The 12,713-nt window shown below is 31.8% G+C and carries 20 protein-coding genes; all 20 read left to right on the plus strand.

Annotated features, from left to right (window positions below):
- The 20 genes from AAG068_RS29700 (at window position 1) to AAG068_RS29795 (ending at window position 12,261) form a co-directional block, all read left to right on the plus strand.
- Window positions 1–141 carry a hypothetical protein gene (locus tag AAG068_RS29700; RefSeq protein ID WP_000006947.1) on the plus strand — a complete coding sequence of 47 codons (141 nt, stop codon included), beginning with the start codon at window positions 1–3 and terminating at the stop codon, window positions 139–141.
- Window positions 141–341: a hypothetical protein gene (locus AAG068_RS29705; RefSeq protein ID WP_342720172.1), complete on the plus strand. Its 201-nt coding sequence runs from the start codon at window positions 141–143 to the stop codon at window positions 339–341. The genes AAG068_RS29700 and AAG068_RS29705 overlap by 1 nt, the downstream gene beginning before the upstream one ends.
- A gap of 16 nt (window positions 342–357) precedes the next feature.
- Window positions 358–540 (plus strand): hypothetical protein, encoded by a 183-nt coding sequence (locus AAG068_RS29710; RefSeq protein WP_001061353.1) that lies wholly within the window; start codon window positions 358–360, stop codon window positions 538–540.
- A gap of 109 nt (window positions 541–649) precedes the next feature.
- Window positions 650–820 carry a hypothetical protein gene (locus tag AAG068_RS29715; RefSeq protein WP_342720173.1) on the plus strand — a complete coding sequence of 57 codons (171 nt, stop codon included), beginning with the start codon at window positions 650–652 and terminating at the stop codon, window positions 818–820.
- Window positions 805–2,268, plus strand: coding sequence for a hypothetical protein (locus tag AAG068_RS29720; protein WP_342720174.1), 1,464 nt, complete (start codon window positions 805–807; stop codon window positions 2,266–2,268). The genes AAG068_RS29715 and AAG068_RS29720 overlap by 16 nt, the downstream gene beginning before the upstream one ends.
- A 155-nt stretch (window positions 2,269–2,423) precedes the next feature.
- Complete coding sequence (locus AAG068_RS29725) at window positions 2,424–2,870, plus strand: hypothetical protein (RefSeq protein ID WP_342720175.1); 447 nt, start codon at window positions 2,424–2,426, stop codon at window positions 2,868–2,870.
- Window positions 2,871–2,878: 8 nt separating this feature from the next.
- Window positions 2,879–3,142, plus strand: coding sequence for a hypothetical protein (locus AAG068_RS29730; RefSeq protein WP_086405573.1), 264 nt, complete (start codon window positions 2,879–2,881; stop codon window positions 3,140–3,142).
- A gap of 410 nt (window positions 3,143–3,552) precedes the next feature.
- Window positions 3,553–3,897 carry a hypothetical protein gene (locus tag AAG068_RS29735; RefSeq protein WP_342720176.1) on the plus strand — a complete coding sequence of 115 codons (345 nt, stop codon included), beginning with the start codon at window positions 3,553–3,555 and terminating at the stop codon, window positions 3,895–3,897.
- A gap of 96 nt (window positions 3,898–3,993) precedes the next feature.
- Entirely contained in the window at window positions 3,994–4,392 is a 399-nt protein-coding gene (locus AAG068_RS29740) for an RNA-binding protein (RefSeq protein WP_342720177.1), read from the plus strand.
- A gap of 102 nt (window positions 4,393–4,494) precedes the next feature.
- A complete protein-coding gene (locus tag AAG068_RS29745; protein ID WP_262743736.1) occupies window positions 4,495–4,677 on the plus strand; it encodes a hypothetical protein in 183 nt (60 codons plus the stop codon).
- Window positions 4,649–5,122: a hypothetical protein gene (locus AAG068_RS29750; protein ID WP_342720178.1), complete on the plus strand. Its 474-nt coding sequence runs from the start codon at window positions 4,649–4,651 to the stop codon at window positions 5,120–5,122. Before AAG068_RS29745 ends, AAG068_RS29750 begins: the two co-directional genes overlap by 29 nt.
- Window positions 5,122–5,751, plus strand: a complete 630-nt coding sequence (locus AAG068_RS29755; protein WP_242305838.1) for a zonular occludens toxin domain-containing protein — start codon at window positions 5,122–5,124, stop codon at window positions 5,749–5,751. Before AAG068_RS29750 ends, AAG068_RS29755 begins: the two co-directional genes overlap by 1 nt.
- 77 nt (window positions 5,752–5,828) lie before the next feature.
- Window positions 5,829–5,990, plus strand: a complete 162-nt coding sequence (locus tag AAG068_RS29760; RefSeq protein WP_000797862.1) for a hypothetical protein — start codon at window positions 5,829–5,831, stop codon at window positions 5,988–5,990.
- A 12-nt stretch (window positions 5,991–6,002) separates the two neighbouring features.
- A complete protein-coding gene (locus AAG068_RS29765) occupies window positions 6,003–6,188 on the plus strand; it encodes a hypothetical protein (RefSeq protein WP_000580390.1) in 186 nt (61 codons plus the stop codon).
- A 310-nt stretch (window positions 6,189–6,498) separates the two neighbouring features.
- Window positions 6,499–7,908 (plus strand): fibronectin type III domain-containing protein, encoded by a 1,410-nt coding sequence (locus tag AAG068_RS29770; protein ID WP_342720167.1) that lies wholly within the window; start codon window positions 6,499–6,501, stop codon window positions 7,906–7,908.
- A 963-nt stretch (window positions 7,909–8,871) separates the two neighbouring features.
- Window positions 8,872–9,087 carry a hypothetical protein gene (locus AAG068_RS29775; protein WP_342720168.1) on the plus strand — a complete coding sequence of 72 codons (216 nt, stop codon included), beginning with the start codon at window positions 8,872–8,874 and terminating at the stop codon, window positions 9,085–9,087.
- A 393-nt stretch (window positions 9,088–9,480) separates the two neighbouring features.
- Entirely contained in the window at window positions 9,481–10,677 is a 1,197-nt protein-coding gene (locus AAG068_RS29780) for a replication initiation protein (protein ID WP_342720169.1), read from the plus strand.
- A gap of 279 nt (window positions 10,678–10,956) precedes the next feature.
- A complete protein-coding gene (locus AAG068_RS29785) occupies window positions 10,957–11,577 on the plus strand; it encodes a hypothetical protein (protein ID WP_342720170.1) in 621 nt (206 codons plus the stop codon).
- 91 nt (window positions 11,578–11,668) lie between these two features.
- Window positions 11,669–11,857, plus strand: a complete 189-nt coding sequence (locus tag AAG068_RS29790; RefSeq protein WP_342720171.1) for a hypothetical protein — start codon at window positions 11,669–11,671, stop codon at window positions 11,855–11,857.
- Between the two features lie 137 nt (window positions 11,858–11,994).
- Window positions 11,995–12,261 carry a hypothetical protein gene (locus tag AAG068_RS29795; RefSeq protein ID WP_098107861.1) on the plus strand — a complete coding sequence of 89 codons (267 nt, stop codon included), beginning with the start codon at window positions 11,995–11,997 and terminating at the stop codon, window positions 12,259–12,261.
- Window positions 12,262–12,713 lie beyond the last annotated feature (452 nt).

The raw sequence follows: 12,713 nt of genomic DNA on the forward strand, positions 1-12,713 counted from the left end.
TTGAGTTTTGATTTACCAATTAATCAAGTTATTCGTTACGCCTATAATACATTTGCTAGTGCGGATGCAGTTTTGTACCTATGGATCGGTGCGAGTTTTGCAGCGTTCACACTTGGTAAGATTTTAGGAGTAGTACGTTAATGAGTATGGGTTTATTTGACCGTCATAGCGATAAGATACCCGAAGCAACCTTTAATGTAGAAAAATCAAATATGAGTACAATTTTTACTGAGTTTGGTTATGCATGGCATACTTTCAAGCCGTATGTACTTTTACTTTTAGGTTGTGCTTTTGCGTTTTATGTAATAAGAAAATATAAAAATCAATATGCAGATGATTGAGATGGAGGAAATAAAATTGAATAATTTAATGTTAGGTGAAGGAATTCCGGCAGTGAAAATTGATTACGATTTAGCAGATGTTGCTACAAGTACGGGGAACTGGACTCAAAGTTTATGGTTAGCGGCGGCGTTCGCAATCGGTATCCCGTTAGCATTCTTCATTATCCGTAACTTAAAGAGCATTTTCGTATCAGGTTAATTATTTCATCTAACACAATTAGTTAAATAGTAGAAGAGGTTTCCTATATAAAACATAAGGGAAGGGAGTATTTTTCCCTTTCCTTTTTTATTGGATTTGGAGTGATTTGATGTTAAAAGATTTTGCTGACTTTTATTTGGATTTTATATTTCCTGTATTAGCTATTTCTCTTTTATCGATTGGAAGTTGTATATGTATTGTTTCGATTTTTATTACTGTTAAAGAGATTAAAGAGATTGATAAAAAGAAGTTGGAAGAGAAAATATGTTTAAAAAAATAGCAATTATACTTTGTTCGTTATTAGTTATGTTGGTTTCTTTTAACCCTTCTATTTATGCTGATTCACCTTCTTATCAAGTTGTTGGTAGTAAAGGTGTGTCTATAGAGAATAAGGGCTTAAATGGTGGTTATTATAGCCTTACATTGAAAGTTACGGATGCTGAAAATGTAGTGACTTTTCAGTTGAGCGAATTAATGCTTGTGAATGATTGTAGCTTTAATTTTGGTTTAGTGAAATGGACTAGACCATCACAAAAAAAGAATGAATTTGATATTAACATTAAAGAAAATGGTACGTACGCTTTCTATGTGTTTGTGAACGGTAAAGTTAAAGGATATGTACGTTTTAAAATTAAAGGATTTCCTAAAAATGCTGAAGGTACTGGAGTAACTCAATATTGGGGTGAAGGTGCAAAGTATTATGAACTTCCTGAAGAACATGTGAATCCTGATGACTTTAGAGACCAAGACGGAGCAAACAATGGGATTTGTGTAAATGAAAAAATTCCCGATGATAAACCGTCTGGATCAGGAGATATAGAAGAACCAAAAGAAGAAAATAATAATGGTGGAAATGGTAATACAGGTAGTAATGAAAAGTTAGAAAAAGCTTTAGAAGATATAAATAATGCTTTAAAAAATATTGAAACTTCTAGTAAAGATACGGCAAATAATACGAAAGATATTGCTGATTCTAATAAAGAAATAGTAAAAAATACAAAGGATATTGCTGACACTAATAAACAAATTAAGGATGCCGTTAATACTATAAATGATACGTTACGTGAAATTTTAGATGAAATGAAACCTACAACCGAGGTTGTAGTAGATGAATTGAAAAAACCTGATTTGATTCGACCACAAGATGAAAATCAAAAGTTTGAAGATAAGAATGAGTATTTTAAAGAAGGTAAAGAGGAAAAAGTGCCAACAGATGCTCTTCCTGATGCACCTGATCCAAAACCTTGGAAGGATGAAGATGGCAAGGAAATGAAGAAGGAAGATAAGTCTGAGAAAGATAAGCCGACAGAGAAGGACAAGCCTTCTGAAAAGGATAAACCTACTGAGAAGGATAAACCATCTGAAAAGGATAAAACGCCTGAGAAGGATAAACCAATGGAGAAGGACAAGCCTTCTGATAGGGATAAGCCATCTGAAAAAGATAAGACGCCTGATAGAGATAAGCCTTCGGAACGTGATAAACCATCTGGTAAGGATAAGACACCTGATAAAGATGGTACACCTTCTAGGGATAAAACACCTGATAAAGATGGAACGCCTTCTAAAGATAAGACGCCTGATAGAGATGGGCCATCAAGTAGAGATAAGACACCTGATAGAGATAGACCTTCAGGTAAAGATGGAGTTCCAGAAAGAGAGCAACCTGTAGGGAGAGACCCTGTAATGAGTAGAGACCCGTTTCTTACGAGAGACCCTGTCCTAAAGTAAGGAGTGTATGTATGTTAACGATTAATGATATTTTCAATGTTTTAAAGTTATGTTTGGATTATTCCGATACAACTATATATGTATGTTTTGTTGTAATGCTGACGTTTGCTATCTGTATTAAGTTTAAAGACGTTTTAACTTGGAGTTACTAGACCATGACTGATGCTATTTTAAATGGTTTAAGTAAGGTCGGTAATGGTCTTGTAAATGGATTTAAAGCGACGATGGAGTTTTTAGCGAAGCCATTAGGATATTTATTAGAATTTCTAGAAGGTATTTTTTACTTTTTTGCTTGTTTGTTCAAAGTTGTTGTATTGATCGTAAAGATATTTACGGCTTTATCCCAGTTCTTTTGGGCTACGGCTACAAGTGTTATCAAAACTTTACTTATGTGGATTGGAGTTGTTCCTAGTGGCAAAGTGTACCTACCACATGAAGCCCAAAACGGTTTCCAAGTTGTTATTGATAAGGTAATGCCTACGGGGTTAATGACCACTGTTCCAATGGTTGCTACAGCCTTTTTATGGTTGTTCTTTGGAATGAAAGTGTTCTCCTTATATGGCGGTAGCATGGGATTTAATTTCCCTGAGAGAAGGAAATAGGTGTTGTTATGAAATCTGTTATTGATACTATTTTTAGTCCGATTTTTGGTTGGTTAAATAAAATGTTTGACGCAATTATGAAGTTAACTGTTCCAGCATCGCATCCAATTAATCCGAATTCATTTTTTAAGGCGTTTGCGATGCTTGGAAACGGTTGGGTCATATTTGTAAGTACCGCCTGTGTATTGGCAGCCACTTACGGAATCTTGTTTGTTGTAATGGCGTTTAAGCATGGTGTCATTGAATTTAAAGTGTTCGTGAAATGGTGGTAATTATAGATGGGTAAATTAAGTTTGTTAGAGTCTATGTTTATATCTAGTGTTGTGATTTTATTTGGGATTTTAGCTATGTTGCAGTTAATTAATTATATGGAGTGATTATAAATGGAATTATTTAATGTGAGTCCTGGTGTTGCTATTGTCGGTGGTATTCTTACTGGTTTAGTTGCTTTATTTGTATATAACGAGGTTACGGGGGAATAAAGAATGTCTAAGATTGAAGGTGGATTAGTAATTGTTATGTTCGTTGCTCGGTTTTTAGAAAGAAAGGAAGTAAAGAATGAATACTAATGTATTTAGTGTGTTTTTTACAATCGGTGGTTCGGTTGGATTAGGACTATTTTTGTTTTTGGTACTTCCAACATTTCTTATATATAGAAAGATGAGTAAGTGAGGTATAGATGATGTTTAAGAAAAAAGGTCAAACGTTTAGTAATCATAAAGCATTTGTTATTCGTGATGATGTTATGTATGTAGAACGTGTTAAATGTGCTGATAGTGATGTAGTAGAGACGGAGACAGCTATTTATAAAACGGATGATGCAAAGCGCTATTATAACGAAACTGAGGGCGCTATAGCGTATGTGTTTAATGTTGATATTCCTAGCAAGGTAGAAGCTGAGAAGTTAAAAACGTTGAGACGTGCAACTACAATTAAAAATATTTTTAAATATGATACGCAAAAATCTTTTGATTTTAAAGAAATGATTCCGTGGGTGATTGTCGTTCTTACTTTATTACTTAAATAACGTTCGTGATTTACTTCGGAAATGTAATGGCAGCCGTGCAAAAAACGGTTGGTATTATGTATGAAACACGAACGTTTTAAAGAAAGGGGAATTTAGATGGATTTATCTATAAATGATGTATTACAACTTGTGTATATTCCGTTAATGCTTGCATTACCTTTTTATATTGCCTTTTTTATGTTAAGGGCGTTGAGAAGAATGTTTGATTGTGGTAGCTATAAGGGTTCTAGTAGTTTTAATGGTTCTAATAGAAAAAACAATTATAATCCAACAGTTAATTTAAATAAAAGTAGTAATTTGAGAAGTAGTTCTAGTGTTTCGAAAAGTTCTAGTAATTCTAATACAGATTATTTGTTGAATACGGCTTTGATTACGTCTTCTTCATATGATTATGATTCAAGTTCTAGTTCCTCATGTGGTTCAAGCTCTTCATATGATTCGAGTTCTAGTTCTTCGTATGATTCAAGTTCCAGTTGTGATTCTGGTGGATGGTGATAATGTTCGTGATTTGTTTTAAAAATGTAACGGCAGCCGTGCAAATTTCAGCTGATATTTAATGTGAAATACGAATGTTTAATGAAATGATGGGGTGATTGTATGTTCAAAGTACTTCGTTTTATTGATTTTAGTAAGTCGAGTAATTACCGTTTAATTGCTCAAATGTCTAATAAAATGTTATCCAGTAATGATAAAAATGAACGTGTTGAAGGTCAAAAGATGAAAGAGATTCTAGAGAAAAGAGGTTATCGTTTTGGAGACTATAAACCAACCGTTATGTGAAGAAAATTTCCCTAATTTAACAAAAGAGCAATTAAATGAAATGTTTAATCGTGTGGATCATACTCCTGTTCAAGAAGTTATGATGTCCGATTTTTATGAAGAAGATAATGAAGAAGTTGAAAATAATGAAATGCTTGAGTTGTTGTATTTTATGCAACAAAATGGTGTTCCTCTTAAAAATGAGCAAGTACAAGCAATGTTTTTAATGCAAGAAATGGGAGTTGGAGATATCGCGAAATTTATGGTTGATATGAAACCGAAAGTTACACCATTCCAACGATTCTTTGAATTAATTAATAAAATTACGCTTGCTGACAGAATTAAAGGTAATGCTAAATTATCAGGACTTATTAAAGCACAAGTTGCTAGTGCTAATGGTGTAATGCCTGAAATGAATAAGCATATGAGAGAACAACAACGTATACAAAGGGATGTGAGTCGTTAATGTATGTTTACACATTTACAGGTTTCATGGGAAACGGTAAAACGTTAGGAATGGTTTTGTTTGCTAAGATGTACCAACAGAAAACAGGGTGTACATTGTATTCTAACTTTGGTGTAAAAGGTTCTAAGCCTTTCACATCGTTTAAAGACTTCCTAAAGATTGCTCAAGAGCCTTCTACCATTTTGTTATTAGATGAGTGTCATTTGGATATAGACAGCCGAAACTCGTTGTCTAATGCATCTAAGTACTTTTCTCATATTGCTTTCTTCTTACGGAAAATGCGTTGTACATTGATGCTTACAACTCCATTATTTAGTAACGTGGATAGTCGTTTTAGAGAGATTACATATGTATATGTTCCGGTAAGAAAAGATAAAAATTATTTTTATTATCCAATAGTAGATTATCAAGATGATAGATTGCTAAAAACAATGAAAATGAAAAAAGAGAATGCTTTTGAATTGGCAAAAGGTGCGTTTGAAACTCATTCAATGGTAACTCCGTTGGAATATCCAGCAAATAAGGCTGAGTTTGATAGTTTATTAGTTGATTTGAAGAAAACGAACGATTTATATTATGAAACACTCGACAAACTAAAGATGTTGAGACAGTTGAAACAAGCGATATAACATATGCGTTAGCACGAAATGCACACACGCCCTAGCGGGTGGGCATGAGCGGTTAATGTTAAGGGGATGATTGAAACATGAAAAATAGTTTTGTTGTGGAGCAATCAATAAAAAATGTGTGTGCTGAAATTGATAATTTAAAGGAGAAATTAAAACTTTTGGGTATTGATCCAAGGGATTATTACAAGATGATTGATAGTTTAACAGTGGTTCGTTTGCATTTAGATAGTATGCGTTAAGGGGGATTTGTTGTGATTGGTAGTAAAAGAGTAAAAAGACAAGTAGAAGGTACTCTACAGGCGTTTGAATCGTGTATGAGTCAGATTAGAAGGTTAGATAGCAAATATAAATTTACAGAACAAGAAAAATTAGAATTATATAAGCTTGAATATCAGTTAAAAAATTTAGGTAAAGAATTAAGCAAGGATTTAAATTGATTTTAATCTTTTCCCTTACTTTTGGGGTTGGAAGGCTGGCTTTAAAAGAAAACGTGATTGATAAGAAGTAGGTTCGAAAATATGAACGTTAGGAAAGCGATTAGGTGCTTATAATGGCTAGAACAAGCCGATTAGCGTAAATCTTACTTTTGGGTATATTCGGCTTGGCAATAAGCCCAAAAGCACCTAAAAATGTTTCACAAGGACGTAACGTAGTGAAGAAAGTGGAGATTTTTCAGTGAAGCGTTTTGAAAAATACTACTTGGTTCCTTGTTAAATATTTAGCTAAATGGAGGTAGAGGTGTGTTAATTGCAAGTTAAAAAGTGTTTAGCGGTTTTTTCTTTAATGATGATAATGTGTTTGTCTGTTTTGCCTAGTTTTGCTAGTGCTGAAGTTGTAGATATATTAAGGGGGAAAACAGCTGTAGGTGGTATTGGTAAAGAGATAACAGATGGTAAATATGATACATGTACTCGGATTTTTGATGGTTCAAGTATTGAAAAGGTTACCTTTGATTTAGGTCTTTCTTATAAGATTGAGAGTTTTTATGTAGCATCAAAATCTAATAATGGTGTGAATTTAAGGGTTACATTTCAAAATTCATCCCGGCAAACTATAAAGGAGTTTAGGAGTGTGAATGGTTCGGTAGACGCTGGTTATAGGGACGTTAGATATGTTGTTTTAGAGCCGGAAACTACATCTTTTTCAGTGAATGTATGTGATTTTAGTCTTTATGCAAATGATGGGAAAGTTAGTAATGTAACTGATTTGAAAACTAAAGCTAATGTAAATGATGTTGAATTAACTTGGAAAAATCCTAGTGAAGATGGATTTAGTGGTGTAAATATTTATAAAGACAATGAGTTATTGACAACTTTAGATAAATCAGCAATTTCATATGTGGTAAGTGATTTGAAGGATGATACTATGTATAAGTTTAAAGTTTCTTCTTTAAATGAAAGTAAGGTTGAGACAAAAGGTGTTGAAACGAGTGTAAAAACTTTACTTGATCCAAAGAAAGTTCCTCCTGGTCCTGTGTCTTCTCTAGTTGCTGAACCGACTGATAAAACTGTGAAATTAAAATGGAAAAAGCCTAATGATGATGATTTAGCAGGTTTTAAGATTTTGCAAAATGGAAAACAGATTGCTGAAATTGGTTTAGAAGAAGAATTTACAGTTAAAAACCTTGAATCATTAACAGAATATAATTTTGGTGTGGTTGCAGTAGATAAAGATAAGAATGATTCGTCAGCCGTTAATCTGTCTGTAAAGACTTTAGAAGAAAAAGATGATGTTCCACCACATGTGCCATCAAATGTGTTTGCTAAACCTTCTAACGGTGCTTTAATCGCTTCTTGGGACAAAGTATCTGATAAAGATTTAGCAGGATATAACGTCTATTTAGACGGTAAAAAGATTAATAGTAATTTGATTTCGTCTACTAATTTTACGATTAAAAATTTAGAGAATAATAGAAAGTATAAAGTACAGGTTCAAGCGGTTGACCGTTCGGGAAATGCTAGTGAATTGAGTCTTTCAGCGTTTGGGACTCCTGATACAAATACTATACCTATTATTGAAAGTAAATATAGTTTAGAAGATGTTTCTGATGGAGTCGGAGTTATGTTTTCTCAATTATGGCTTGTATTAGCGTTTGCAGTTGGTATTCCGTTAGCATTCTATATTATTTACAAGTTAAAACATACTGTGTTGCCATAATGATCCTTGTGTGATTTATGGCTTCTCTTAGAAAATTAAAAAGGTGATTATATGATGATATTATTTTTTGTTTTAAGTTGGTTGTGTGTCGGTTATACAATTTGTTTATTCGTTGATAATATAAAGAAATTTTTTAGGAATATGAAGCTTTCATTTTTGCTTCTATCGTCTTTAAATGTGTTCGGATGTATTGTGTTTGTTGCTCTTGGTTATATGTCGTATCAGTCGATTTGGAACGTTTAAGATGCTATTGAAAGTTATATTGTTATTGTTATTTCCGTTTATAACGTTTATTGCATTGAATCGGATTATGTTGTTTATGAATGCTTATAAAATTTCTAAGTTTAAGAGAGTGAATCTAGATGGATAATGTGATTATTTATGGTTTTTGGTGTATATCGATGTATTGTTTTTATAAAGCGATAAGAGAAACTATAGCAAAGGAAACTGTATCGGAATGAGTGAGTATATGCCTACAAATGAAGAGTTTTTTATGAAGTCAAAGTTTTTACCTTATCTTATAAAACAACCTGAATATGGGTTTCTTACGGCTTCTATAGGATTTGTTCTTTTAATGTTGCTATTGTTTTATAAGCGTAGAAAGGATAAGTGATTATGATTAGTGAATTTATGACGAAAACTAGATTCACGATTAATGTGAATGTAGGAAATATTATTCATTTTATATTGATATTGTTTGGTTTAGGTATAAATGTAGCTGGATTTTCTACTAGTATTTTTGTAGGTTATGAATTTAGTTTCTACCTTTGTATCGTAAGTTTTATATTTATTAGTTTACATTTTGTTTGTATGTATTTCATTCTATATATATTTACTAGAGAAAAAAAGTAAAATATTCAACCCTTAGTGTATACTTATTTTAAATTTGTATATACAAAGGGTTGTTTTTGTATTTTAGTTATGTTATTCTGTATATAGAAAGTTGTACAGGAGGTTGTTAGTATGCAAGTAGAAAAAGATATAAAGAAACCTAGGTCATTTCGTTTTTCTGATAATGAATTAGAGTTGATTGATGAGTTACTAGATATTGAGAATGATAGAAGAAAGACAGTTGCTAGAGAAATGAGTTTACAATATAAAGCTTTAAATCGTACAAGCTTTTTATTATATTTAGCTGAAGAAAAGAAGCGTAAATATCAAGCGCAAGGAGAAATTTAATTGAGTGTATTAGAATGTATTTTAGGTGTGATTTTTGTTTTTAGTGGTTTTTATGCTATAGAAGTTTTTTCTAGAAAAAATTGATTTTTTAAGGTTCTTTCTTAACTTGTTAATATTAATAGGGTATAGAGTCTAACTTTTTGAAAAAAAGATTTTATTCCAGGTGCATAAAGGTTTTAGAAACATTGATTTATCAATGTTTAGTAAGTGTTTTTGAATAGTATTTAATCTATTTTGAGGTAGAGAGAATACTATGACCCTATTCCTTATAACATAGGGTCATAGTAAATAGCTATTTTTGGGCATAAACCTTTATATATCAAGGGTTTAACCCAATGTCCACATTTTAGATTGTGGACATTTTGAGAAAATATGTGTTTTGGGGGTTTTGTTGTGCCATCTTGTTATACAAAGAAAAAGGGCACTGACCGTAATGGTAACCCTCGTTTTCGTCCTGATGATAAGAAGTTTCTTTTTAACATTGATACGTTTTGGTATAACATAGACATTTTAAATTATAATGATGTTATGGAAAATGGTCTTTTACATGAGTTGGAAGATGGTCGTGATTTTTATTTAGACCATGGAGAAGCTAAGACAATCAGTGTTCCCTTGCCTAATTATGAAAATCCTTTAGTATTCGAAGTTCAGTTAGGTCAGAAACCTTTGTATCAGTTTTCATTACGAAATGAGGATATCGCTATATATTTTGCAAGACGTTATAGGGATGATGGTCAGTTTCCTGTTAAAGTTCAAATAAATCAATTTTTATTATGGGATAAAGGTTTGATTAATGCATATGCTGAAAGCCTTGGAGTATTAATGTCATTTGGTTTTGCCACTGGTAAGGCTAAAATGAATCGTATTGACTTTGCCGTACATAGTGATCAATGGAAATGGATATTAGATGATTTAAAGACATTTGAATATCCTCGAAATTTTAAAGATGATAATAAACCTGACTTTTTCCGTCTAGATCCATGCAGCGGAGAATTTGAAACTGTATATTTTGGGAATCGTACCCGTTTGCAATTACGTATTTATAACAAAACTAAAGAGATTATGAAAAAAGGAAAAATGTATTTTTTAGATTTATATAATAGTCTTGGTATGGATACGGAAAATATATGGAACGTCGAATTTGAAGTTAGACGTGATTTTCTTAAAGAGTGTGAAGATGAAGAAGGTTTAAAGATATTTGATGATTTAGAAGAAGTTTTTAATCGTGATGGATTGGACAAGCTTTGGACAATGTTAATGGAAAAATTTTATCATGATAGTGCTTTTTGGACTCAATTGAGTAAAGGGGCTAAAGGTAAATTTGCTCGTACTACTGGTTATTTAATTCGTACAAAAGATGTAGATTCTAATTTTGATAGAGAAGTTGCTCAAATACGTGGACGCTTAATGACAGCTGTTATTAATGAGGAACATTGTGATATAGAGACGGCGGTTAAAAAGTTTTTAATTAAGAATCGACAGTATGAAGAGAAAAAAGGTAAGTCTTTTGTTGAAGATGTAGAGAAAAAGAAAATGCTATTGCATGATTATGAAATAAATAAAACCATAAAAAAAGAAACCCTTGATTAACAAAACAAAGGTTTCGGGTAAATATTCTATTGACTAGATAGAATATTCTTTGCACCTCTAGGTGACTAGTCAAGAGGGCTTATAAGACTAAATTGATTGATTGTACTTGTATTATACAAATTTTATATATAAACGTCTATGATTAAAGTCGGATTTGTATCCGGCTTTTTTATTTTTTGATTTGATAAAAATCTGATTTAAGTCTGAAAATATTCTGATGTTTGTCAGAAATGAATATGATATAATTTGAATATGGACTAGAAGGGAGTTAGATTGATTGTGAAAGTTATTGATGTCATTGGATTGATTAATGGTATAAGGACTATGCCTGATGTTGCGAGGGAATTAGGATTAAGTAAAGATACTTTGCGTAGGCGTTTGAATTCGGTACATTATGAATATGATAATTCTTTAAAAAAGACCATTTATAAAGGAGAAGAATCAGAAAAAAATAAGATAGATGATATGCTAATTTCTGATTTAATTCAGAAAAAGGACAGAAATGGTAAGAAGATTGTCAGAAAAGATTCAGAAAAAAATCAGGTAAAAGATAAAATTGATAAGAAAAAAATCAGAAAAGAATATGATGAAAATCATAAAGAAAAAGATGTAGTTAATATAATTGGAGAAAAATCAGAAGAAAATCAGAATGACTTTACTGAATCTGAGATTTTGGCTTTAAAGGAATTAGTGAATACAGTGAAGAGTGATGAAATTAAGTTATTTTTAGAATTAGCTTCACTTCCTGAATCAAATGAGGTTAAGAAAAGTTCTATTGTTATTAGTAAAGATATTCATGATCAGTTTGAAAAATTTGCGAAAAAATTTAGTAGTAAAAGGATTTCTAAGTTTTCGTTAATAGAATTGGCTTTATATGAATTTATGTATAAATATAATTGAGAGCAATAGCTCTCTTTTTTTTATGTTCAATATTGTCTATAGTTAAAAGAAAAACTCTGTTGATTTTTATCGAACAGAGGAAGTGTTGAATTTGGGTCGCAAAAGAAAGCCTGATTATTTAAAGAAGGGTAATTTAATATTAAGGCTACCGAATCCAGTGATTTGGGAATTAGAAAAGCAGGGGAATGCTTCAAGAGAAGCTGAAAGAATGATTTTAGAATTGGTTAAAGTAGATTTGAAAAAGTATGAATTGGAAGATGAAAGTAAAATTAATAAATAAAATGTAATATTTTTCTTTACAACTGGGAGTTTTTTTTTTACAATAAAGACCGAACGAAAATTTGGCTATCATCGAATTTATGTTCGCATATTTTTATGCCTATCGTTCGTAAAATTTTAATATATGGAGGTATTGTTATGCCGAAAGTTTTAATTGAAGGCGTTTATATGGACGCTGGCATTGTAACTAATGAATACAATGGCGAAAAAAAATCAAAATTGGTAGTTGATTTATACCAAAAAAATGAGAGAGGTAATGAAACAGTAAAGGTTACTTCTCAAGATGTGAGTTTGTATCAGCAACTTGCTGATAATTATAAGATGGGTGTTCCTTTTAAGTGTTACGTGACTGTTAATGCTTATAAAAATAATGCTTATTACAGTTTAGACCAGATTGTTAAGTAATAAGAGGACTTATAAGACTGAAATGATTGTGATTTTATGACTATGAAAGAATCATTAAACGACTTTTTTCAAAACTATGTTGTAGAAACAACAGAAGGCACTTTTCAGGTGTTTAAAAGCTTTTCTTATGGCGAGATGGCTATATCTTTTCTACTATTGACTATTATTGTTTTGTACGTGATGAAATGGATATGGGAGGTCGTACGATAGATGATTGAGTTATTCTCGATGTATTCCTATTTAGGATTTCCCGTAGTGATCATTGTTGTAGGTTGTGCATTTGTACGCTTTGGTAAGGAGTTGCTAAAGATATGAATGATTCAATCTTTTCACATGCAGTAGTATGGCTGTTTAGTAATTCTAGTTTTGTAAAATACCTTACTGGTATTACTAGTTTCATAGCCCTCCTTATAGTGTCGCTTTACCTATATAAAAGATGGGGGGAATAACTT

Source organism: Bacillus paramycoides (assembly GCF_038971285.1).
GTDB lineage: Bacteria > Bacillota > Bacilli > Bacillales > Bacillaceae_G > Bacillus_A.